Origin of the sequence: Micromonospora sp. NPDC048887, from assembly GCF_040649715.1 — a bacterium.
GTDB lineage: Bacteria > Actinomycetota > Actinomycetes > Mycobacteriales > Micromonosporaceae > Micromonospora.
On the sequence record NZ_JBEZGA010000019.1, the window covers coordinates 87,529 to 111,549 of the forward strand.

The following is a 24,021-nucleotide window of genomic DNA, read 5'->3' on the forward strand; positions in this document are numbered from 1 at the left end:
ACACCCCCAATCGGCTAGATCAACCCGACAACGCACCCAGAATCCAATCCACGGATTCAGGCTAAGGTCCGGTCCGGCAGCGGAACAGGGGCGCAGGACCTGCGGCAGGGTGGGGCGAGCGCCCCACCCTGCCGTTGAACTCAGCCGATCTGCAGGGTCACGTCGTCCAGCACGAAGCTGGTCTGCAGGTAGGCGTCCTCGGTGCCGGTGAAGGTCAGCGTGACCGTCTGGCCGGCGTACGCGCCGAGGTTGACGGTGCGCTGCGTGTAGCCCGTGGCAGCGTTCATGTTGGACAGCGACGCCACGGTGGTGCCGTTGGCCTTGATCGTGAACACGTCGTAGGCGAGCGCCCCGTACTCGCTCGTGTCGATGTGCAGCCAGTAGGTCAGTACCGCACTGGTGCAGCCCGACGGGATGGTGACGGTCTGGCTGATGGCCTCGGTCGCGGTGTAGCCGTATCCGCCGAGCCACGCGTACCGGGTGCCGCTGCGCGGCACCTGCCCGATAGAGGTGCCGATCGCGCCGGTGGAGCCGGTCCACGGCGAGGTGCCGCTTTCGAACCCGCCGTTGAGGATCAGCTGGGCGGCGGTGCAGCCGCCCGGTCCGCCGGTCACGGTCAGCGTGTACGTGGTGCTGTGCGACACCGACCCCGTGCCGGTGATGGTGATGGTGTAGGTGCCGCCGGCCACCGACGAGCCGACCGCGATGGTGGCGGTCGACGAGCTGCCGGAGGTGACCGACGACGGGCTGAACGAGACCGTTACGCCCGTGGGGGCGCCGCTGGCGGTCAGGGTCACCGTCTGGGCGCTGCCCGAGGTGGTGGCGGTGCCGACGGTGGTCGTGGTGCTGGACCCCGCGTTCACGGTGCCCGACGAGGGGCTGGCCGAGATCGAGAAGTCGTTGGTCGGCGTCGAGGTGCCGACCGCCCGGTTCCACAGCGTGTAGGCGATGCCGTCGGCAGCCCGGTTCAGCGCGGTGGCGTCGATGTTGCTGAGGGTGTCGCACGAGGAGTGGTAGCAGGAGTCGTAGGACTGACCGGCCGTGCCGCCCCACTTCGACGCCTGGGCCGACGTCTTGGTGGCGCTGGCGCCCATCGCGTAACCGGAGGTCGGGATGCCCGCGTTCTGGAACGAGTAGTCGTCGGAACGGCCCTGGCCCTCGACGTTCTCCTCCGGCTGCAGGCTGAGGGAGTCCCAGTACGCCTTCATCGGCTGCGACGCGGTCGAGGTGATGTTGTTGATGAAGTAGCCGCCGTTCTTCGACGCGATCATGTCGAAGTTGTAGTAGGCCTTGATCGCCGTTCGCTGGGTACTGGTCAGCGAGTTGACGTAGAACTTGGAGCCGTTGAGGCCCTGTTCCTCGTCGGTCCACCAGCCGAAGCGGACCTTGTTCAGCATGGTCGGGTTCTGCGCGGCCAGCGCGAGGGCGACCTCGAGCAGCGCCGCCGAGCCGGAGCCGTTGTCGTTGATGCCCGGACCGACCGAGACGCCGTCCAGGTGGGCGCCGAACATGTAGACGTTGCTCGCGTTACCGCCCGGCCACTCGGCGATCAGGTTCGGGCCTGCACCGCTGGTGCAGCCGGAGGTGCAGGGCTGCTCGGTGACGGTGAAGCCGGCGGCCTGCAGCTTGCCCTTGACGTACGCCACCGACTGCAGGTAGCCCTGGCCGGTCGAGCGGCGGGTGCCGCCGTTATTGGTGGCGATGGTGCTGAGCTGTGTCAGGTGCGCCTGCACGTTGGCGACGTCGATGTCCGGCGCGGTGCCACCGGGGGTGCCGCCGTTGACCGTGAGCGTGTACTGCGCGGTGTGGGTGATCGAACCGGTGCCGGTCACGGTGATGGTGTACGTGCCCGCAGCCGCACTGGAGGTGGTCGCCACCGTCATCGTGGAGCTGTTGCCCGACGTCACCGACGTCGGGCTGAACGACACGGTGACCCCCGACGGGGCACCCGAGGAGGTCAGCGACACGGTCTGCGCGCTGCCGGAGACGGTCGCGGTGTTGACCGTCGCGGTGACCGAGGAGCCCGCGTTGACGCTGCCCGAGGTGGGGCTGACCGAGACGGAGAAGTCGGTGCTGGAACCGGTGCAGGTCGGGTCGCCGGTCTGGGCCGGGACCGCGACCGCGTTCCACGCGTCCTTGGTCCGGTTGAACAGGACGCACGAGGAGTCCAGGTTCTTCGCGGCGGTCAGGGTCGCGGTGCGGTACTTCTTGTGGGTCATGCCGGAGGTCTTCAGCAGCATGCCGCCGTAGAAGATCTTTCCGGCGGACTGGATGCCCACGCCGGTGACCGACGACGGGCCGCCCGAGCAGATGGGGCTGTTCGGCTTGCCGCCGCCCGGCGCGCTGCCCTCGGCGAGCAGGTAGAACCAGTGGTTGAGCGGACCTGCGGCCGCGTGTACCTCCGTGTTCGGGATCGACGAGGAGTAGCAGTTCGGGTGGCCGCCGACCAGCGAGGGGTTGTACATGTTGCGGATCGGGCCGTCGCCGACGAGGTCGATCTCCTCACCGACCAGGTAGTCGGGTTCGTCGTAGGCGCTGGACTGGTTGGCGTATGCCTCGGTCAGGGCGCCGAAGATGTCGCCGGTGGCTTCGCCGAGGCCGGCTTCGGAGCTGGTGCCGCCGGGGGTGTTCTGGTCCATGCCGTGGCCGAACTCGTGACCCACCACATCCATCGAGGAGATCCAGTTGCCTGCCGAGTTCTTGCCGATCGTGATCGTCGAGCCGTCCCAGTAGGCGTTCTGCTCGTTCAGGCCGACCTTGATCGGCCAGCTGCCGCCGTTGCCGTTGTGCCCGTTGCGGCCCAGCCAGGCCGACAGCATGTCCCATTCCTTCTGCGCCGAGTACAGTGCGTCGACGCAGCCGGTCTCCTTGCTTGTGCCCACTCCGTTGCCCCAGCTGTCGTCGGCGCCGGAGAAGACGGTGCTGGTGCTGTAGTCCTGGCAGTTCAGGCCGGTGCGCGTGGTGTCGCGCAGGTAGTACGTGCTGCCCGACTGCGACGTGGTGATCGACAGTGGGCTGGGCCCGTTCCACTTGCCGGTGCCGGAACCGGCCGCGGCGTCCTCCTGCTTGGCCAGCACCTGGCCGTTGCGCGCGTCCACGAAGACATGCAGGTGGCTGGGCGCCGAGGCGGTGCGCCCGGCGACGACGACCTCCCACGCGAGTCGCGCGGTGCTGTCCTTGACGTGCACCACGAGGGTGCGCGACTCGACCTGGTCGACCTTGGTGAGCAGGCCCTTGGCGGTCTGCTCGGCGCGGTCGGCGGCGACCGTCGGCACGACGGAGACGTTGATCTTCGTCTTGGTGGCGGCCGAGATCGCCCGGATGGCGCCCCGGCCGTCGGCGAGTACGGCGGCGTCGCCGCCGACCACCGGCAGGCCCCGGTAGGTGCGCTCGTAGGCAATGGAGAACAGGCCGTCCACCCACGGGATCACCATGCGACGGTCGTACTGCTCGAAGGGGCCTTTCGCCAGCGCGTCGTGACCGCCGTCGGCAGCGCGGTCGGCTGCAGAGATCGCCAGCGACAGCGGGCTCTGCGCAACCGTGGGTGTAGGGGGCGGGGTGGCTGCGGTCGACTGGGTGGCCACCCCGGTCACGGTGCCCAGGGTAAGCGCAACCGCGACAGCGGCCGCCATGGCAGTTCTTCGATACATCGCAATCCTCCCGCCGAGATGGGTTGAGGGGTGTGGCAGCAGGGCCCGTGTTGATGGGATCTCCGGCAACCGGTGACAGCTCGGCTTTGGCGATGACACTAGGAACGGCGGAGGCTGGCCGAAATCAGGGCAACCCCTTGCTCTGGTGCGCGAAGGACCGTCGGGCGCACTATGATCCGGTGCCAGATTCTGCGACGGCAGTGAATGCGCATCAGGGGGCCACCGGCACCATGCTGCCGGTGGTACCGGGCGTCGTGCGCGGCGCCCGTCGGGTGGTGCTGTTCGGTCCGCCCGGGATCGGCAAGACCGCTGCGGCCGGTGTACTCGGGCAGCAGCTGGGCATGCCTGTCCTAAGGCTGGCTCCGAGCCCACAGGACGCCCAGGTCCCCTACACCGGACTGCTCGAACTCGCACTGGCCCTCCAACCGCTGCCGGCCGCGCGGGAACTCGCGACCGGAATCGACAAGGCCGTCGGAGTGCCGGGCTCTGCCGATCCCGCCGGGACCGCTCTACGGCTGCGCCGGTTGACCGCCACCCTGCTGCTGGACACCCCGCCTCTGACACTGGTGGTGGACAACGCCCAGTGGCTGGATACGGCCAGCGCGGCCGTCTTGCGTTGGGCACTGCGCCTGGCTCCCGACCTTCCCGTCATAGCCGCAGAGCGAATCTGGCGCCCGGGGAGCGAAGGCCACTGGTGCGGCGAGGACCCCTGTGCGGTACGCATCCCGGCGCTGACACCCGATCAGGTCGCAACCCTGCTGTCGCCGTACCGGCTAACCCCCTACGAGGTCACGCAGACCCACATCCGCAGCGGAGGGAACCCGGCCCTAGCCCTCGCATTCGCCGGGGCCCGCAGCCGCGCCACCGACCTGCCGGCCGCTCAGGGTCTCGTAGACGACCTGGTCCTGCCGCCGGCCGCCCGCCGACTGGTGAACGAATGGCTGGGCACTGTGTCGGCCGAAGTTCAGGAACTGTTGACGGTCGCCGCACTCGACGACCGGCCCGACCGCGAACTGCTGAGCCGCCTCGCCGGCCCGCCCGCCGAAAACCTTCTCGCAGAGGCCGAGGCAGCCGGACTGATCAACATCGGGCAGGTCGACGGGAAGATCCGGTTCGCCGCCGCCGCGATCGGTGCCGAACTCGCGGCCCGACCGCCGGTCGCCACACGCAGGCTCCTGCACGCCCGCCTGGCCGAAGCCAGCCGCGACAGCATCCGCCGCGACCGTCACACCACGCTGGCGGCCGACACCAACGACCCGCAGTCGGCCGACTGCGCCGACCGCGCCGCCGCCCGCGCCCGGCTGCGCGGAGAACCCGCACTAGCGGCCGAGCTCTCCCTGCTCGCCGCCGAACGTACCCCGGAGACCGACGCCGACCTGCTCACCGAACGGGCGCTGACCGCCGTACGCGACGCCGCCCACAACGGCGACCTGCCCCGCGGCCAGGCTGCCGTCCGCCTCGTCCTGAACCACGACAGCAGCCCCGCCAACCGCGTCAACGCCCTCATCGCCCTGATCGACTCAGGCGGACAGCACCTGTACAACGGCGACAAGCTGTTCGCCGACGCACTTCACGAAGCGGCCGGACATCCGGACCTGACCGCGCAGATCCTCGTCCGCCAGGCGATCTGGGCCAACGTCAACGGCGATCCCGACCGGGCGTGCGCCCAGGCTGCCCGGGCCGCCAGCCTCGCCCGGAGCGCTGGCGACACCGCCACCACCGCCATGGCCCTCACGATGCAGGCCCGCATCCAACGCATCCTCGGCCGCCCCCAAGCCGAGACCACGCTCGGCCACGCCCTGTCCCTGCCACGCAGCACTCACATCCCCGTCAACGCCAGGCCCGAACAGCTCTCCGCCCGGCACGCCATCTTCGACGACCGTCTGGACGAAGCCCGCAGCGCACTGCTGCCTCTGCTCGTCGAAGCCGAGCGGACCGGAGACGCCGAAGCCACCGTGGATGTCCTGCGTAGCCTCGCCGAAGTCGAGATCCGCGCCGGACGGTGCGGACTGGCCCTCGACTACGCCGGCCGCGCCCTGTCGCTTACCGACAGAGCCGCCTTGGACCCCGCACCAACGTGCTACACCTCCGCCCTGGTCGAGGGCACCGCCTCGTGCACCGACTCCGCCCTCGCTCACGCACGCCGCGGGGCGGACACCTCCCGCCGGGAGGACAACAAAGTCTTCCTCTCCCGAAACCTCTTCGTCCTCGGACATCTTCTCCTGGTCACCGGGCGTCCGAAAGAAGCCCTGGAGGCGCTGGAAGAGGTCCGTACGCTTGAGAAGCGCCAGCAGGTCCGCGACCCGTCCGTCCTGCGCTGGCACGCCGACCTCGCCCAAGCCCTCATCTCCCTCGGCTACCTCGACCAAGCCCGCAAACTGCTGACCGATACCCGTCGCACCGCGACTGATCTAGATAGAAGCTGCGTCCTCCCCGTGCTCGACCGCTCCCAGGCACTCCTGGAAGCCACCCTGGGCAACTACGATGCGGCCGCCGACCTCCTCACCGCAGCAGCCGACCACCTCCGCCACCTGCCCATCGAACACGGTCGAACCCTCCTGGCCCTCAGCCACACCGAACGACGCGGACGCCGACGCGCCAGCGCCCGCACCGCGGCGCAGAGCGCCGCCGACCTCTTCAGCACGCACCAGGCACACCCCTGGATCGAAGCCGCCACCCGCACCCTCCACCAACTGGAGCCCGTCCCCGCGCACAGCAGTACGCTCCCCTGCCTCACCTCCGCCGAACAGCGCTGCGTCGAGCTCGCCGCCAGCGGAGCGACCAACCGCGACATCGCCACCGCCCTCACCATCAGTGTCAAAACAGTCGAAGCAAACCTCACCCGCGTCTACCGGAAGCTCGGCATCCACTCACGCGTCCAACTCGCGCACCTTGCAGCCCTGACGGCAGCGCCGGCAGAAGCCCTGCAGCCCGGCCTGGCGCATCAGCCTGGCAACGCGTTTGCGCCCACTTCCGACTCCGGTGCCCAGGCGTAACTCGGCGTGCGGCGTAAAGGAGCGGGTTGGGCGAGGATCGCACGTGCTTCCCCGGACAGCATCCTCGCTACGTCAAGTCGCAAAATGCCGTGACGAGGATTTAGAATCGAGAAAGTTGACACAAAAAGCAACAGAGGCGGCCGGTTTGCTACTGTAACCGCCAGCAACGGAGCGCAGCAGCTATCCAATGCGACCAACAAACAGAGGTAATGAACGGCTGAATCGCAGGCAGTCGGCCTACCGACATGCATAGATGACGGTCTTAGGAAACCGATGCTCTATCCCCTGAGCTACGAGGGCGCGAGCGCCTAGTCTAGCGACGTGGGGGTTCACCTGGGGTGGCAGGGAGTGGCCCCCGTTCACCCACGTCACCCGGACCGCCGTTCTCCCAGCCCAGGACCACACCCGGCGCACACGAACCCCGGTTCGCGACCGGCGGTCGGCCATGGTGACCCACGTTGGCACCGGTTCACCCCGGTCGGCATCCGCTGGAGGAGTCTCCAGGTGACCCCGGTTGATCTTGGCGGGCAGAATGAAGTGTCCGGCGCGATGGGGTCGCGTCGGGGAGCGGACCGCCGCCGGCGTCGACTGTCTGGGGCGTCACGCTGGCACGCCGCACCGGCCATCCACGATCCTCGCCACACCTTGGCGACGGTCAGCGGGGAACCATGCGTCAGCTGTCGAGGCCTGCGAGGTTGAGGCGTTCGAGCAAACTGGGCTTGCGGGCGTGCGCCACCCGTAGCTCGGCCAGCTGGTGCTGGAACGACGAACTGTCCCCGTCGCGTTCGCTGAGTTCGCGCAGGTCGACGAGGAGTTGCACGGCGGTGTCGTACTCGCGGGGTTTCTTCGTGGCGATGAGCTCGTCGACTCGCTGCCAGGCGGCGGGTTGGTCGACTGCGAGGGTGTCGAGGTGCCGTTGCCGGGCTGCTGCGGCGGACCGTTCGCGGCGAATCCGGTCGCGTTCGCGTTGCTCGGCGTCCCGTCGTTCCCGTTCGGCGCGCAACTCCGCGGCGGTGGCGAGCAGTTCCCCGGCGGTACGGGCGGCTGCCGGGGTGGGCGTATCAGTGCGGTGTGCGTCGCGGTAGCGGCGCAGCAGCCGGTTGCGCAGTTGGCTGTCGCCGCCGGTGATCAGGTCGGTCAAGATGGCGTCCTTGTCCCGCGCGGACAGCCCGACGACCCAGGTGCGTAGTTGCGCAGCGGTCGGTTCGCCGGAGGTGGCCGGCGCCGATCCGGCCGCCGCGGCCGCGATCAGGTCGGGGTCGATGCGTAGGAACTCGGCGACGGCGGTGAGGGACGCGTCGAGGGTCCCCAGCCGGGCGGGGACGGGCGGTTCAGGCTCGTCGTCGGCGATCTCGGCGGACTGTACGCAGCGCAGCCAGGCCAGGTAGAGCAGGCGCAGGTCGCCGGCGGCGAGGCGGGCCCGGACCGGGATGATGGAGGCGAGGAGGCCGTGACCGTCGAGGTCCCACTCATCGGTGCCGTCCTCGTCCTCGTCGTGGAGGTCGATGATGACGTGCTTGCCGGCGGTCCACGCGGATGCACTGTCACCTTGGCAGTACTGGGAGACGGTGGCGGGGTCGAGCACGTGTTTCGGTAGTCGCAGCATGAGCTGGCGGGTGCCCCAGTTCGCCAGGTACAGGTGCGCGTCGAAGTACCGTTCCATCAGCGTGCGCGGGTTGCCCTTGAAGTTGCCCCACTCGTAGGTGTTGACGAAGCTGGTGGCAGTGATGTCGGCCCGGGTGGACAGCGACCGCAGCTCGGCCCGCTCGCGGACGGTGAGGGGACGGTCGACGGCGGTGAATTCGTAGTACTGGTACTCGCTCATCGTGGCCTACCTCCCGGCCCAGTGCCGGTAGGCGTCGATCCACGCGGCACCGTCCGGCATAGGGGTGGGTAGCGGAAGGTCGAGAAGACCGACCCGTTGCCGGTGGCGGCCTCGGGCGCAGACCGCGACGATGCTGTCCGCGGCCAGCTCGATCTTGCCTATGGTGACCTCGACGCCGAGGACGGTGGTGGTGAACGGCACCGCCAGATGCTCCTCGATCATGGCGAACAGGCCGGCACGCTGGTCCTCGTGACCGTCCGTGTCGACGGTGGCTTCCTCGATCATCGCCTCCAACGCGGCGGTCCCCTTCGATGCCATCGGCGGAGGATAGCGGACCGGTGTCGGGGTGTTCGGAGCCCGATGCGCGAGGATGGTCGGCATGGGTTCGGTGGCCGATTTCGTCGATCTTCGGCGGGAGGTGGAGCGGTTACGGGCGGAGAACGCCCGGCTGGGGCGTCTGCTGGAGCTGCGCGGCCAGGACACGACTGCGGCGCCGGAGCAGTTGTCCGCTCCGGTTGAGCCGCCAGGGCTGGTCACCATGGCTTCGCCGACCCGGGACAAGCTGACGTTGTTCACCGACCGGTTCCGGGCCCGGGCCGACGTGTACGCCGTGCGGTGGGACAACGCCCGTACCGGCGCAGCCGGATGGATGCCCGCGGTCGCGGGCGGCTGGCGCAAGGGTATGGACCGGCGGGGTGCCACCTACCTGCCCCGCACGACGGAGGTCGTCGCGGCACATCTGGTCGGCGACGTGTTCATGGGCCTGTACCCGCTGATGCCCGGCAACACCTGCCACTTCGTCGTGGCCGACTTCGACGGCCCGACGGCGATGCTCGACGCCCTCGCATACGTGAAGGCGGCACGGGCCAGCGCGGTGCCCGCCGCGTTGGAGATCTCCCAGTCGGGCCGCGGAGCCCACGTGTGGGTCTTCTTCACCGGCGCTGTTCCCGCGGCCACCGCGCGGGCCGTGGGTACGGTCCTGCTGCGCGAGGCGATGGTGCTGCGCGGGTCGATGGATCTGCGGTCGTACGACCGTCTCTTCCCCAACCAGGACGTCCTTCCTGAGGGTGGCTTCGGCAACCTCATCGCCGCGCCGCTACAGGGCCGCCGCCGCAAGGACGGACTGACCACCTTCCTCGACCTCGGCACCCTCGAGCCGTACGCCGACCAGTGGGCATTCCTGTCGACACTGGACCGGCTCAGCCCCGGCGACGCCGAACAGATCGCCCGGCAGGCCAAACAATCCGTCACCGGTGCCGACATCGCAACGATCAGCCGGTCCGCCGCGACGCAGGTCCACCCTCCACTGCCTCCGGTGGTCCACGCGGAGGCCGGTGCCGGGCTGAGCATCGACGCCGGACAGCTCACCCCCGCCGCACTCGCCACGTTCAAACACGCCGCCGCCATGGCCAACCCGAAGTTCTACGAGCTGCAACGACTCCGCAAGTCCACCTGGGATACGCCACGCTTCATCCAGGGCTATGACCTCACCCTCGATGGTCGCCTGATCCTTCCGCGGGGCCTACGGCACACCATCACCACGATCGTCGAGCGCACCGGGTCACGGCTGGCCGTCGCCGACGTACGAAACTCCGGGACCGAGATCGACACCGCGTTCACCGCCGAACTCACTGGCCAGCAGGCCGTCGCGGTCGGCGCACTCCTCGCCCACGACGACGGAATCCTGGTCGCCCCACCGGGCTCCGGCAAGACCGTCATGGCCTGCGCCGTGATCGCCGAACGCAACACCTCCACCCTCGTCCTCGTCGACCGCAAAGCTCTCGCCGACCAGTGGCGCACCCGCATCCAACAGTTCCTCGACATCAAGCCTGGCCAACTCGGTGGCGGCCGACGCAAGCTCACCGGCACGGTGGACATCGCACTGCTGCCCTCCCTCGCCCGGCGCGACGACGTCGCCACCCTGACCCAGGGGTACGGGCACGTCATCGTCGACGAATGCCACCACCTCGGCGCCGCCGCGTACGAGCACTCGGTCAAACGGATCGCCGCGCAGTTCTGGCTCGGCCTCACCGCCACCCCTACCCGACGCGACGGCCTCGGCCAACTCGTCACCTGGCAACTCGGCCCCGTCCGCCACACCCTGACCGACGAGGAACAGGGCACCCTCGCGGCTGCGATGCACACCGATGCCGGCCCCCGTCGAGCGCTGTTCATCCACGAGACCACTTTCCAACCCGGCGACGTCGACCTTGACGCGCCCGGCGCGCTCGCCGAGGTGCACCGAAGGCTGGCCCTCGACGAACCCCGCAACACCCAGATCGCCGACGACGTCGCCGCGGCCCTGACCCGCGGTCGCAACTGTCTCGTGCTGACCCGACGGGTCGCCCAGGTCGAGGCACTCACCGCTCTGCTCGCCGCACGCGGACATCAGGCGCTTGTGCTCCAAGGCGCGGTGAGCACCCGCGACCGGCGGGCCATCGTTGACCGGCTCGACGGCGCGAAGGCCGGCGACGGCCTGCTCGTCATCGGCACCACACCGTTCATCGGTGAAGGCTTCGACGCCCCCGCCCTCGACACCCTCTTCCTCGCCGGCCCGATCTCCTACGACGGCCTACTCGTCCAATGCGCCGGCCGCGTCATCCGCGCCGCGCCCGGCAAGGACCTTGCCGAGGTCCACGACTACCACGACCCGGCCACACCCATCCTCGCCGCCTCACTCCCACGCCGCATGCCCGGATACCGGGCCCTCGGCTTCACCAGAACATGAGCGCATCCCATAGCGATCACCATCACTGGCCCGCCGGTTAAAGAGATTGACAGAAGCCAAGCGCGCTGGGCCTAACATGGCAGGCTAACGGCCATGGGCCGGTTCTCGGAGGATGAGCTGCAGGCGGTTGTCTCCCGGTACGAGGCGACGCGGGCGGCCGGGTTGACCGAGCGGGACGAACAGCTGCGGGCGGACTACCAGCCCTACGGAAACCGGAAGCCCTACGTGGTGGCCGAAACCCTTGCCGCGCTGCACGGCCCCACCGACGGCGCGGTGACGCTTCCGCGTCACCTCGACTGGTCCGGGCACGCCGAGTACGACCTGAACCGGCCCACGCGCCTGGCCAGCATGTACAAGGTGGTGCTCACCGAAGCCAGTACGGTCGAGGATTTGCACACCTGGCTCAATGCCGACCTGCTGCGGCGGCTCTGGCCCACCCTGTGGCTGCCACCCAGCTCCGCCAGCACTGGGAAGACGCCTTCCCCGAACTAGCCCCGACTCGCAGCAACGCGACGTAGCGGTGGACCCCTTCCACGAACCGCCCCGTTCGCCTGGCCCGCAAATCGAACATCGAATGACCGCGTATCGAACGCTTCGGGTGCCGCAAATCGAAAGCAACCGCCCTCGCAGATCGAAAATGCGGCGGTTATGATGACGCCGTGCCCACACCGCATCTAGTCCCCCGCCACGCTGCCGCGCAGGTCAACGCTGCTCTGGCGGACACCCGCGTCGTCTTGATCAGCGGGGCACGCCAAGCGGGCAAGAGCACCCTGGTCCGCCTCGTTGCCGGCGATCGTCTGGCCGAGCGCCGCGATCTTGATCGGGCTCAGGACCGGGCGGCGGCGATCGCCGATCCGGTCGGGTTCGTGGACTCCTCCGAACTCCTGGTCATCGACGAGATCCAGCGCGCTCCGGAGCTCCTGTTGGCCATCAAGGCTGCCGTCGACGAGGATCCCCGTCCTGGCCGGTACCTGCTCACCGGATCGTCTCGGCTGTTCGGCATGGTGGCTGCGCCGGACGCGCTGCCTGGTCGGATGGAAACCGTCGAGCTCTGGCCATTTTCCCAAGGCGAACTCGACGGAGCCCTGGACGGATTTATCGACGCCGTCTTCGCGCTCGGCCCGAACCTGCGACACGAGTCGGACGTGACCCGCGCCGACTACGCGGCTAGGATCGTGCGAGGCGGCCTACCCGAGGCCACCGCCCGCACCGACCCGCGCCGCCGCCAACGGTTCCTCGACGCCTATGTCCAGGCGCTCATCGACCGCGACGTCCGGCAGCTGTCCGACATCCAGCACAAGGGCGAGCTACGCAGGCTGGTACGCCTCCTCGCGGCCAGGTCCGCGACCATCATCGCCGCGAACTCCCTCGAATCCGCCCTCGGACTGAGCCGGCCGACGATCGTCCGCTACCTCCAAGCCCTGGAAGAGATCTTCCTGATCAAACGGATTCCCGGCTGGTCCCGCAACCTCGGCACCCGTGCCACCGCCGCGCCAAAGCTGATCTTCGTCGACTCGGGCATCGCCGCCAACGAAATCGCGACCGACGCCCGGGCACTGCTCCGGCCGGGCGCACCGTTCGGGCCGCTGCTCGAGTCATTTGTGCTGTCCGAGCTGTCCCGGCAGCTCACCTGGTCCGAGCAGTTCGTCGACCTGTCTCACTACCGCGACCAGAGCAGGTACGAAGTCGACGCGGTGCTCGAGAACCGAGCTGGTCAGGTGGTCGGGATCGAGGTCAAAGCAGCCAGCACCGTCGGACCCGACGACTTCCGCGGCCTACGCCGACTCGCCGACCGCCTCGGCGACGACTTCATCGTCGGCATCGTCCTCTATACCGGAACCGCCACGCTGCCGTTCGGCGACAAACTCCGCGCCATGCCGGTCAGCGCCCTATGGCAGGTTTCCGCCTCGGGCAGAGAGTAAGCTCGGCCCAGAGTGGACGCGACCCAACGCCGAGCCGAGCGCAGCACGTCGCAGTAGACAACTACGACGGTCGATGAAAAGTAGAGCTGACCAGCACTTACGCACTTCGCTGAGCTTCCGCAGGCGATCACAGCGGCGCGCACGTGCGACCGGCGCAGGACCCTGGAAAGAGAAAATCCGCAGGTCATCAGTCTGCGGACACAAACGGAGCGTCGGGTTAGGAAACCGATGCTCTATCCCCCTGAGCTACGAGGGCGCGAGGGCCCAGTCTAGCGACCTGGGGGTTCACCTGGGGTGGCAGGGAGCGACAGGCGTTCACCCACGTTGCCCGGACCGCCGTTCTCCCAGCCCAGGAGCACACCCGGAGCATACGAACCCGGTTCGCGTCAGGGGGCGGGTAGCGGCCCGACCGCCATCCGAAGGACGATGTACAGGGTTTACCCCAAGACGCCGACGGGGGACCGCGCGGGACGGTGACGCAGTGACCGCCAGGTCGGCAGTGCGCTCGCCAGCACCGCCAGGAGCAGGCAGAGCCCCACCACCCCGCTGACCACTGGCCACGGCACCACCAGGTCGACCGGTACGCCGACCTGCTCGGCCAGGCCGGCACGGATGCTCAGCAGACCGACGAGGGCGACAGCCCCGCCGAGCAGCGCGCCGATCAGGACCACCAGGGTTGACTCGGCAGTGACCAGCCACATGACCTGCTTCCGGGTCGCACCGGCCAACCGGATCAGCCGCAGATCAGCCACCCGGCCGGCAGCGGCCATCAGCAGCGTGTTCGCCACCGCAACCGCCCCGTAGCCGGCCGACACACCGATCAGCAGCAGGGTGAAGAGCCAGACGAGGCGATCCTCGGCGCGGTCCGCCTCGGCCGCCCACGCCGAAACGTCGACGATCCGCGCTCCGACCGGAGGATCGACCCGGTCCTGGACGTACACGGCGGAGGTGAGCGCCGAGGGGTCGTGCGCCCGCACCAGCGACCGGGGCAGTAGCAGGTCGCCGGGGATCGAGTCGTCGGTGACGACCGCGACGACGCGCAGCGACACGCGCTCGCCATCGGCGAAGACAAGCGCGTACGGCTCGGACGGCTGCCGGTTCGCCGAGGCGGGGAGGACCACCGTGTCACCACCGCTCAGGTCATCCAGTGAGCCGGCAACGACGGTGAGCGCCCGGTTCGCGGCGGTGAAGCCCGCCGGGTCCACGCCGAGCGCGGTCAGTGGCCGGTTCTCCGGCGACGAGTCCGGGTTGGCATCGAAGACCGTCGTCGGTAGCAGGGCGGCACCCCCGGTCGTCGCGACGGCCTGGTCCGACAGGCCCGGCGCGCGGTCGGGCACGACGACCCAGCCGGCGTTGACGTTGTCGGCCCGGCCCGCCGCGTAGGCAGCAGTGGTGGTGCGCACCATTCCAGAGACCAGCACCGCGAACGCGACAGTGAGCAGCACCGGGGCGGCGATCGAGGCTGTCCGCCGGGTCGCGGTCAACGCCCCGGCCCGGACCAGCATCCCGATCGCGCCACCCGGTCGGCGCACCGGCGACCGCAGCATCCGCACCACCGGGCCGACTGCCGCCGGCGCCAGCACGGTGGCACCGGCCACCAAGGCCATCACCGCGTACAGGGCGTACTGCGCCGCGACGCGGGCCTCGTCGGCGGTCGCCGTCCCGACGCTGAGCGCGCCCCCCACCGCGACGAGCAGCGCGCCGGTGGCGATGCGCAGCCGCCCGATCGGTCGCTGCTCCGCCGCCGCATCGCGCAACGCCTCAAGCGGTCGAACCCGCGCCGCCCGGCGCGAGGCCGACCAGACAGCCAGCAGCGAGATCACCGGCCCGGCGACAAGCGAGAGCGCGACCGGCCAGGGCTCGTACCCGACCCGGAAGCTCGACGGTTCGAAGCCGGCGTCGACGAGAAGCGGGCCCAGCAGCGGCGCAAGCCCACCGCCGACCAGCAGTCCGACAGTCCCGCCCGAGGCGCCGACGACGAGCGCCTCGGCGTACACCATGCGGCGGACCTGATGCGGGGTGGCGCCGACGGCGCGCAGCAGGCCCAGCTCACGGCGGCGCTGCGCGACGGTGAACGCGAAGGTGGAGGCGACCACGAAGACCGTGACGAAGCCGGCGAGAGCCGCCGTGGCGGTAAGCACCTGCATGCCGATCCAGCGGGTACGGGCATCCCCCCGGGGTTCCAGCGCGGCACGGTCGTCCCCGGTCAGCGCCCGCCCGTCGCGGCCGAGGAGACCGCGAGCCGTATCGGCAACCACCTCGGGGTCGGCGCCCGGTGCGACGAGCAGGCCGATGGCCCGGACTCCGGGCGCGAGCACGGCCGCGACCTCGTCCGCGACGTAGAGGCCGGGCGCATCGACCAGACCCGTGACGGTGTACGGCTGCGCACCCGCCGCCGTGAGCAGGGTGACCGGCCCGCCGGGACGCAGCCCGAGCGTGCGGTCGACGACCACCTCGCCGGCCCGCCGGGGCGGCTCGCCGGCGGTGGGACGGAGTCCGCCCAACCGGGCACTGGACCAGCCGTGCCCCTGATGGGCGTCCTCCCGCTGTGCATCGGTGCCCGGGGGCCGGCCGTCGACGAGCGCCTGAGCGTAGAAGGTCCGGTCGGGCACCGCCGCCGTGACGCCCGGCACCTCGGCCAGCCTGCTGGTGAGTTCCGCCGACCTGGCGGCGGACCATGGCCGGGTGGGCGCGAACGAGTCGGCCGGCGCACCGGCCTCGGGGCTCTGCACCACGACCGCCGCGTTCGCCAGCCGGTCGGGCACCCGCGGGCGGCCGGAGGCGAGCAGCAGGGTGGCCGCCGCGACCAGTGTGACGCCGATGGCGACGGCCGCAAACGCGCCGGCCGACCGCCGGACGCTCAGCACGACGGCTCCACGGCGCTTCCCGCCGTGATCTCCGCCTCGGCGATCCGCGCGGCGATGGCCGCAGCGGTGATCCCGCCGGTCATCTCGTCCACGACGCGACCGTCGGCGAGCAGGAGGACCCGATCGGCGAACGCGGCGGCGGTGGGATCGTGGGTCACCATCACGACCGTCTGCCGGTGATCGTCGACGAGTGCGCGAAGCAGCCGGAGGACCTGCCGGGATGCCGCGCTGTCCAGGGCCCCTGTCGGTTCGTCGGCGAAGACCACCGCGGGGCGGGTGATCAACGCCCGGGCCACGGCGACGCGTTGCTGTTCACCGCCGGACAGTTCGCTCGGCCGGTGCCCGGACCGGCCGGCCAGTCCCACGGCGTCGAGCGCGGCGACGACGTCCCGGACCGGGGGACGGCGCCCGGCCAGCCGCAGCGGCAACTCGACGTTCTGCGCCGCGGTCAACGTGGACACCAGGTTGAACCCCTGGAACACGAAGCCGATCCGGTCGCGGCGCAGCCGGGTCAGCTCGTCCTCCCCCAGATCGTCGAGGCGCCTGCCGTCGATCTCGACGGTCCCCACTGTCGGTTTGTCCAACCCGGCCGCACAATGCAGCAGGGTGGATTTCCCCGAGCCCGACGGGCCCATCACCGCAGTGAAGGTGCCGCTGGCGAAGCTGGTCGTCACGCCGTCGAGCGCCGCCACCCGGCGGGCTCCGGTGCCGTACACCGCGCGCAGCCCGGTGAGGATCACCGTTTGTGTGGTCATGACCGCCAGGGTGCCGGTCACGGCGGGTGCGGCGCGTCGTGCCGGTGTGGACACTCTTCGACCCGCCCCTGAGGGGATCCGGGGATCGGAAAGCGTCAGACGTCGTACCCGAGGATGACCGACCGCAGGTGGACGCGGCCCGGCCGGCCGGCCGATACGCTTCGGCAGGTGACCGCCATCCTGCCGATCCGGCGGCTGCGACCGGCGGAACTGGCCGCCGTGGACGCCGTACTCGCCCTGGCGATCGGCACGCTGCTCGGCCCGTACGCGGCACTGGAGTCACCGCTGCACGGTGGGGTGCGCGAACCGCTCTGGGTGTCGGTGCTCGTCGGGATGGCCCTCGGGTTGCCGTTGGCCGTCCGGCGGCGGTGGCCGATCACCGTCGCCGTCGTGATCAGCTCCGTCGCCGCAGTCGCACTGATCACGGGTGTGATCCCGGGCTACGCCGCTGCCGCTCCGGGGCTCGCCATCGGTCTGTCCCTCTACACGATGGCCGTGTCGACACGTACGCCCCGGTCGATGCTCTGCGCCGCCGGTTGCCTCGCGCTGGTGAGCGTCGCCCTGGCGCTGACCGAGAGCGACCTCTGGTCGCGAACCGGTGGGGTCGTCTACGCCGCCGCCATGATCGCGCCCGCCTGGATGATCGGCTGGCTGGTCCGCGAGCGACGGGGCGTCGCCGCCCGCCAGGGCGAGCACCTGGTCCGCCGAGCCGCCGCCGAGGAGCGGTTGCGGGTGGCCCGCGAGCTGCACGATGTGGTCGCGCACACGCTGAGCCTCATCGTGGTGAAGGCGGCCGTCGCCAACCACGTCGCCGACACCGATCCCCGCGAGGCGGGGGCCGCCCTGCGGGTGATCGAGGAGACCGGCCGCAACGCCCTGACCGACGTACGCCGGGTGCTCGGCGCGCTGCGCGAGGACACCCCGTACGCCCCGCCGCCCGGGCTGGACGCGCTGCCCGTACTCGCGCAGCAGGCGGCGATGGGCGGTGTCGACGTACGGCTCGACGTACGTCGGGAGGATTCGCCCGGCGTGGTGCCGGAGTCAGTGGGCCTGGCGGTGTACCGGATCGTGCAGGAGGCGGTGACAAACGTGGTGAAGCACGCGGCACCGGCCGTCTGCCGGGCGACGGTGACCGTCACGCCCGGCGAGGTCAGGGTCGAGGTCATGGACGACGGCGACCGTCCGGTCCTGATCGGCGGGGAGGGACACGGACTGATCGGCATGCGGGAACGGGTGACGTTGCACGGGGGCGAGTTCCGTGCCGGGCCACGCTCCGGCGGCGGCTTCGCGGTGACGGCCAGCCTGCCCTACCGGGCGACCGCGTGACCCGGGTGCTGATCGCCGACGACCAGGCGCTGCTACGCGGCAGTTTTCGGCTGTTGGTCGATTCGGCCCCGGACCTCACCACGGTCGGTGAGGCCGGCACCGGCGTCGAGGCTGTGGCTCTGACCGCCGAACACCGGCCGGACGTGGTGCTGATGGACGTGCGGATGCCAGAGATGGACGGTATCGAGGCGACCCGGCGGATCTGTGGCAACCCCGCCACGGCCGGCACCCGGGTCGTCATCCTGACCACGTTCGACCTGGACGAATACGTCTACGGAGCCCTACGCGCCGGGGCCAGCGGCTTCCTGCTCAAGGACACCCCACCGGCGGACCTGCTTGCCGGCATCCGGGTGGTGGCCGCCGGCGAGGGACTGCTCGCACCGACTGTGACCCGCCGGCTCATCGACGAGTTCGCGCGTCGGCCGGAGCCGGCCCGGCCGCTGCCACGACAGCTGGAGGGGGTTACCGAACGGGAACGGGAAGTACTCACACTGATCGGCCGGGGCCTGTCCAACGCGGAGTTGGCCGGGCACCTCGGTCTCAGCCTGGCCACCGTGAAGACGCACGTCGGGCGGTTGCTGACCAAACTGGCGGTACGTGATCGGGCGCAACTGGTCATCGTCGCCTACGAGACGGGCCTGGTCGGACCGGGCGGCCTGCGCTGAGAGCGTCGCCCCGCCGCGGAGAGACACCAAGCGTGCTCGGGCTGGCGTAGTAGGCCTGTCGGCACGGGCCGGTTCTCCGAGCTTGAACCCGCCGGGGCGGGTCAGCTCATCGCGCGGGGCTCGGCGGTCTGCTCCCAGAGGGACCGCATCTCCTCGAACGCCTGTTCCATGAGCTGCACCATCGCCAGCCGGGCGCGTTCGCCCTCGTGCCGCTGGATCGCCTGGGCCACCTCGGCGTGCAGGCGCAGCGCCTGCTCGTGCGGGTGGTGCGGCATGAGGTGGTGCTTGTGCCGGCCGGTGAGCACCTCGGCGACCAGGTCCTGCAGCCGGACGAACATCTCGTTGCCGGAGGCGAGCAGCACCCGCCGGTGGAACTCGATGTCCAGGCGCAGGAAGCGCTCCTCGTCGCCGGCCTTGCCGGCGGCCCACATCTTCGCCGCCAGGCCGACGAGGTCGCTGGCCTCGTCGTGACCGGCCCGCTCGGCGGCCAGCAGGGCGGCGTGCGGCTCGATGGCGGTGCGCAGCTCGGTGATGGACCGGAGCTGGGCGAGCCGGCTGGCCGAGGCCAGCCGCCACCGGATCACCTGCGGATCGAAGACGTTCCAGTCGTGCGCGGGCCGGATCGTCACCCCTACCCGTCGGCGGGTCTCGATGAACCCGATCGACGCCAGGACACGCAGCACCTCGCGGACCACCGAGCGGGAGACCTCGTACCGGTCGACCAGGTCGTCGATGTTGAGGACCGCCCCGGGGGCGAACTCTCCGCCGCAGATGGCGGTGCCGAGGTGCTCTAGGACGCGGGCGTGCAACCCGACCTCGGCCGGAGCGGGCTGGGTGCCGACGCCCCCGGAGGAGTACGGTTCCACGCCAACGATCATATCAGTTCGGTCAACCCCTTGAATAAATCAGCTTTTTCGACCTAGCATCCCGTAGTTAAGCGGACGTTACAGCGTTGTGGCGCTCTTCCCCCGGGGCGGCGACCACGAGAAATGGAGAGATGGCGTGCGACGTCGATCGATAATCGGTACGTCTCTGGCCGTGGTGGTCGCCATGGGCCTGGCCGCCTGCGGCGGTGGAGAGGACAGCGGCGGTTCGAAGACCGTGCGCGTGACGCTGGTGAACCACGTCTGGACGGAGAACGTCAAGAAGGCGCTGCCGGAGTTCGAGAAGCAGACCGGCCTGAAGGTCGAGGTCACCCAGCTCGGTGAGGACCAGCTGTCCGACCAGTACAACGTCAAGCTGAACGCGGGATCCAGCGACCTCGACGTGATGATGTACCGGCCGCTGCAGGAGGGCAAGCAGTTCGGCAAGAACAAGTACCTGGCCGACCTGACCGAGCGGTCCAAGGCGGACAGCGCCTTCGACTTCAGCGACTTCCAGGCCGGCCCGGTGCAGGCCACCACCTACGACGACAAGGTGGTCGGCGTGCCGATCATCACCGAGTCGGAGGTGCTGTACTACCGCAAGGACCTGCTGAAGAAGTCCGGCTTCGACACCCCGCCGAAGAGCCTGGACGAGCTCAAGGCGCAGGCCGCCAAGGTCGAGGCCGACAACCCGGGCGTCGCGGGCTTCGTCTCCCGCACCGGCAAGGCCGCCGCCGTCACCCAGTTCTCCAGCTTCCTGTTCAGCTTCGGCGGTGACTTCGTCGACGCCAACGGCAAGGCCGCGGTCAACACCGACCAGGCCAAGCAGGCGTACGCCTACTACGGCGGGCTGCTGCGCGAGCACGGCCCGGACAACGTCAGCACCGATATGAGCTGGTCCGAGGCCATGGCGATCTTCACCCAGGGCAAGGCGGCCTTCTACACCGAGGCCAACTCGCTCTACAAGAACGCCACCGACCCGGCCAAGTCGAAGGTCTCCGACACCGTCGGCTTCGCGCCCTTCCCGGCCGGCCCGGCCGGCTCGAAGCCCTACAACATCCCGTCCTGGGCGCTGGGCATCAACGACCAGTCGAAGAACAAGGACAACGCCTGGAAGTTCATCGAGTGGGCGGCCGGCAAGGAGCAGTCGCTGGCGCAGCAGGAGGCCGGCGTCCCCGGCGCCCGCGCCTCGGTCTGGGCCAACCCGCAGGCCATCGCCACCTACCCGAAGGACCTCGCCGAGGCCACCACGGCCAGCACTGACAACGGCGTCGGTCACGACCGTCCGCTGGTCGTGAAGGTCGCCCAGGCCCGCGAGATCGTCGGCCAGCCGATCGTCGACGCGATCACCGGCAAGGATCCGGCCGCCTCGGCGGACGCGGCGAACGAGGCGTTCCAGAAGTTCCTCGACGACGAGGCGAAGTAACCCGACCGCGGGACGGCGGGGCCTACCGGCTCCGCCGTCCCCGCGCCGGGTCCCGGCCCTGAGCACTCGGAGACCTCATGTCAGCCGTCACCACACCAGTCAACAGTCCGTCGAAGGCCGGCGCGGCCCCGGCGGAGTCGGGCTGGTCGCGCTGGGCCAACGCGCACCGCAAATGGCTCTTCGCGGCTCCCGCCATGGCGTTCGTCGCCGTGCTGATCGTCTTTCCGGTGGCGTGGACCGGATACCTCAGCCTCACCGACGCCGAGGGATCGGTCCGCGCCGAGAGCGAGTTCATCGGGTTCCAGAACTACCTGGACGTGCTCGCCGACACCGACCGGTTCTGGCCGGCGGTGTGGCGCACCGTCCTGTTCACCGGCGTCGTGCTCGCCGTCGAGGTGGCGCTCGGCATGGCGATCGCCCTGCTGCTGTGGCGGCCGTTCCGCGGTGAGCGCTGGGTCCGGGTCGCCATCCTGCTGCCGCTGGTCGCCACCCCGGTGGCGGTCGGCATGATGTGGCGGCTGATCTTCGACCCCACCATCGGCATGGCCAACCAGGTGCTCAGCTGGGTCGGGATCGGCCCGCAGCCCTGGCTGTCCGGTCAGAACAGCGCACTGCCGACGACGATGTTCATCGACATCTGGCAGTGGACCCCGATGGTGGTGCTGATCCTGCTCGCCGGCCTCACGTCGCTGTCGGACGAGCCGCAGGAGGCCGCCCTCATCGACGGCGCCAGCACCTGGCAGCGGTTCCGGCACGTCACGCTGCCGCTGCTGATGCCCACGGTGATCGTCGCGATCCTGCTGCGCGGCATCGACGCGCTGAAGACCTTCGACATCCTCTACGCCACAAAGGGTCGCGGCGGCGGGTCGTTCCACGAGGTCGAAACGCTCAACGTCTATGCGTACGGGCTGAGCTTCGACTACAACGAGTACGGCCTCTCGTCGACGGTCCTGATCATCTTCTTCCTGATCATCATCGGGGTGATGTGGGCCCTGACCTACCGCAAGAAGGGGCTGGACCGATGAAGCCGGGCAAGCCGTTCAAGGTCTTCCGGGCGGTTGCCCTGACCGTCGTGGTGCTGGGGCTGATCGCGCCGCTGCTCTGGATGATCGCCGCGTCGTTCAAGACCAACGTCGACATCTACGACACCGGCAAGGCCTTCGTCTTCTCGCCCACCCTGGACAACTACGACAACGTGCTCCAGCAGGCCAACTACGTGCAGTTCATCGGCAACAGCCTGTGGGTGGCGTTCGCCGCCACGCTGCTCTCGCTCGTCCTCGGGGTGCCGGCCGCCTACTCGATGAGCCGGTTCAACATGAAGAAGTCAGCGCTCGTGGTGCTCATGGCCCGGATCATCCCGGGCGTGTCGCTCCTGGTGCCCTGGTACTACGTCTTCTCGAACCTGCAGATGGTCGGCGGGTACACCGTGCTGATCCTCAGCCACATGTTCGTGTCGCTGCCGCTGATCGTCTACATCATGATGGGCTTCTTCGACAGCCTGCCGGAGGACCTGGAAGAGGCGGCGCTTGTCGACGGGCTGACCCACATCGGCGCGTTCCGGCGGATCACCCTGCCGCTGTCCGTGCCCGGCGTCGCCACCGCCGGCATCCTGTCCTTCATCTTCTCCTGGAACAACTTCATGTTCGCCCTGGTGCTCTCCGGTGCGGACACGAAGACCCTGCCCGTGGCGATCTTCGACTTCGTCGGCTACGCCAGCATCGACTGGGGCGGCCTGATGGCCGCGGCCACCGTGGTCACTCTGCCGATCATGGTGATCGCCCTGTTCGTGCAGAAGTACATCGTCTCCGGTCTCACCGCCGGCGCCACGAAGGGCTGAGGACGCCATGACAACGATCGCACGGGTGGAGACGTTCCTCGTCGCGCCGCGGTGGCTGTTCGTCCGGGTCGAAACGGTCGACGGGATCGTCGGCTGGGGCGAGGCGACCTGCGAGGGCCGCTCCGAGACCGTCCGCACCGCCGTCGAGCAGCTCAGCGAGCTGCTGGTCGGCCGGGACGCGCTGCGGATCGAGGACCACTGGCAGGTGCTGACGAAGTCCTCGTTCTACCGGGGCGGACCGATCCTGGCCAGCGCCGTCGCCGGGCTCGACCAGGCACTGTGGGACATCGCCGGCAAGCACTTCGGCGCCCCGGTGCACCAGCTGCTCGGCGGCCCGGTCCGCGACCGGATCCGGGTCTACGGCTGGGTCGGCGGCGACGAGCCCGCCGAGGTGCGCGACCAGATCAGCGCCGCCGTCGAGACGGGCCTGACCGCTGTGAAGATGAACGCGTCCGGGCGGATGAGCCCGGTCGCCTCGGTCGCCGAGCTCGACGGCGTGGTCCAGCGGGTGGCCGCCGCCCGGGAGGTGCTCGGCGACGAGCGGGACGTCGCCGTCGACTTCCACGGCCGGTTCAGCCTGGCCACCGCCCGGCGGGTCGCCCCGCTGCTCGAGCCGTACCGGCCGTTCTTCCTGGAGGAGCCGGTGGTGCCGGAGAACTCGCACCTGATCGGCGAGTTCGTGCGCGCCACGACCACCCCGGTGTCCACCGGGGAACGGCTCTACAACCGGCAGGAGTTCCTGCCGGTGCTGCAGGCCGGCATCGCGGTCGCCCAGCCGGACCTGTCGCACGCCGGCGGCATCACCGAGGTCCGCAAGATCGCCGCGCTGGCCGAGGTGTACGACGTCCAGCTCGCCCCGCACTGCCCGCTCGGCCCGATCGCCCTGGCGTCCTGCCTGCAGGTCGGTTTCGCCACGCCCAACTACCTGATCCAGGAACAGAGCATCGGCATCCACTACAACCTCGGCGCCGAGGTGCTCGACTACTGCCTCGACAAGACCCCGCTGACCTTCGTCGACGGGTACGTCGAGCGCCTCACCGCGCCCGGCCTCGGCATCGAGATCGACGAACACGCGGTGCGGACGGCGGACAAGCGCGGCCACGCCTGGCGCAGCCCCACCTGGCGGCACGCCGACGGCTCCTACGCGGAATGGTGAAAAAC

Annotated in this window: 15 protein-coding genes and 2 pseudogenes; 10 read left to right on the plus strand and 7 right to left on the minus strand. The window is 69.9% G+C overall.

All coding sequences use genetic code 11. The features are described 5' to 3' along the window. Positions 1-140: 140 nt before the first annotated feature. Positions 141-3,584: a M28 family peptidase gene (locus AB0C17_RS24870; RefSeq protein ID WP_318528071.1), complete on the minus strand. Its 3,444-nt coding sequence runs from the start codon at positions 3,582-3,584 to the stop codon at positions 141-143. A gap of 296 nt (positions 3,585-3,880) precedes the next feature. Between AB0C17_RS24870 and AB0C17_RS24875 the strand changes: the two are divergent. Continuing rightward, positions 3,881-6,535 (plus strand): annotated as a pseudogene (locus tag AB0C17_RS24875) (LuxR family transcriptional regulator); the annotation flags it as partial. Here AB0C17_RS24875 and AB0C17_RS24880 read toward each other — a convergent pair. The 3 genes from AB0C17_RS24880 to AB0C17_RS24890 form a co-directional block, all read right to left on the minus strand. Further along, positions 6,521-6,640 carry an IS3 family transposase gene (locus AB0C17_RS24880; protein ID WP_223201434.1) on the minus strand — a complete coding sequence of 40 codons (120 nt, stop codon included), beginning with the start codon at positions 6,638-6,640 and terminating at the stop codon, positions 6,521-6,523. The pseudogene AB0C17_RS24875 and the gene AB0C17_RS24880 overlap by 15 nt on opposite strands. A gap of 679 nt (positions 6,641-7,319) precedes the next feature. Then, positions 7,320-8,471: a hypothetical protein gene (locus tag AB0C17_RS24885; protein WP_262012687.1), complete on the minus strand. Its 1,152-nt coding sequence runs from the start codon at positions 8,469-8,471 to the stop codon at positions 7,320-7,322. A 6-nt stretch (positions 8,472-8,477) separates the two neighbouring features. Next, positions 8,478-8,789, minus strand: a complete 312-nt coding sequence (locus tag AB0C17_RS24890; protein ID WP_262012688.1) for a hypothetical protein — start codon at positions 8,787-8,789, stop codon at positions 8,478-8,480. A gap of 61 nt (positions 8,790-8,850) precedes the next feature. Here AB0C17_RS24890 and AB0C17_RS24895 point away from each other — a divergent pair, with 61 nt between their 5' ends. From AB0C17_RS24895 to AB0C17_RS24905, 3 genes and pseudogenes are all read left to right on the plus strand, one after another. Beyond that, the gene (locus tag AB0C17_RS24895; protein WP_355512341.1) at positions 8,851-11,199 is read left to right on the plus strand and encodes a DEAD/DEAH box helicase family protein; all 2,349 of its coding nucleotides are present in this window, start codon (positions 8,851-8,853) and stop codon (positions 11,197-11,199) included. A gap of 93 nt (positions 11,200-11,292) precedes the next feature. After that, a pseudogene (locus AB0C17_RS24900) lies at positions 11,293-11,717 on the plus strand (hypothetical protein). 141 nt (positions 11,718-11,858) lie between these two features. After that, complete coding sequence (locus tag AB0C17_RS24905; protein ID WP_357480668.1) at positions 11,859-13,121, plus strand: ATP-binding protein; 1,263 nt, start codon at positions 11,859-11,861, stop codon at positions 13,119-13,121. A gap of 437 nt (positions 13,122-13,558) precedes the next feature. Here AB0C17_RS24905 and AB0C17_RS24910 read toward each other — a convergent pair whose 3' ends face one another. Next, positions 13,559-15,988 (minus strand): FtsX-like permease family protein, encoded by a 2,430-nt coding sequence (locus AB0C17_RS24910; protein WP_357471806.1) that lies wholly within the window; start codon positions 15,986-15,988, stop codon positions 13,559-13,561. Continuing rightward, on the minus strand, positions 15,982-16,743 hold the full coding sequence (locus AB0C17_RS24915) for an ABC transporter ATP-binding protein (protein ID WP_357471803.1): 762 nt from the start codon (positions 16,741-16,743) through the stop codon (positions 15,982-15,984). Before AB0C17_RS24915 ends, AB0C17_RS24910 begins: the two co-directional genes overlap by 7 nt. Positions 16,744-16,911: 168 nt before the next feature. Here AB0C17_RS24915 and AB0C17_RS24920 point away from each other — a divergent pair, with 168 nt between their 5' ends. After that, entirely contained in the window at positions 16,912-18,069 is a 1,158-nt protein-coding gene (locus tag AB0C17_RS24920; RefSeq protein ID WP_357471800.1) for a sensor histidine kinase, read from the plus strand. Further along, entirely contained in the window at positions 18,066-18,734 is a 669-nt protein-coding gene (locus tag AB0C17_RS24925; protein ID WP_357390674.1) for a response regulator transcription factor, read from the plus strand. The genes AB0C17_RS24920 and AB0C17_RS24925 overlap by 4 nt, the downstream gene beginning before the upstream one ends. 101 nt (positions 18,735-18,835) lie before the next feature. Here AB0C17_RS24925 and AB0C17_RS24930 read toward each other — a convergent pair whose 3' ends face one another. Beyond that, a complete protein-coding gene (locus AB0C17_RS24930; protein WP_357390672.1) occupies positions 18,836-19,600 on the minus strand; it encodes an FCD domain-containing protein in 765 nt (254 codons plus the stop codon). Between the two features lie 136 nt (positions 19,601-19,736). Here AB0C17_RS24930 and AB0C17_RS24935 point away from each other — a divergent pair, with 136 nt between their 5' ends. The 4 genes from AB0C17_RS24935 to dgoD all read left to right on the plus strand — a co-directional run bounded on the left by AB0C17_RS24935 (position 19,737) and on the right by dgoD (position 24,016). Further along, entirely contained in the window at positions 19,737-21,023 is a 1,287-nt protein-coding gene (locus AB0C17_RS24935; protein ID WP_357480671.1) for a sugar ABC transporter substrate-binding protein, read from the plus strand. A 77-nt stretch (positions 21,024-21,100) separates the two neighbouring features. Then, positions 21,101-22,048, plus strand: a complete 948-nt coding sequence (locus AB0C17_RS24940) for a sugar ABC transporter permease (protein WP_357480675.1) — start codon at positions 21,101-21,103, stop codon at positions 22,046-22,048. Then, the gene (locus AB0C17_RS24945) at positions 22,045-22,860 is read left to right on the plus strand and encodes a carbohydrate ABC transporter permease (RefSeq protein ID WP_357390666.1); all 816 of its coding nucleotides are present in this window, start codon (positions 22,045-22,047) and stop codon (positions 22,858-22,860) included. Before AB0C17_RS24940 ends, AB0C17_RS24945 begins: the two co-directional genes overlap by 4 nt. 7 nt (positions 22,861-22,867) lie before the next feature. Next, positions 22,868-24,016, plus strand: a complete 1,149-nt coding sequence (gene dgoD, locus AB0C17_RS24950) for a galactonate dehydratase (RefSeq protein WP_357390664.1) — start codon at positions 22,868-22,870, stop codon at positions 24,014-24,016. Positions 24,017-24,021 lie beyond the last annotated feature (5 nt).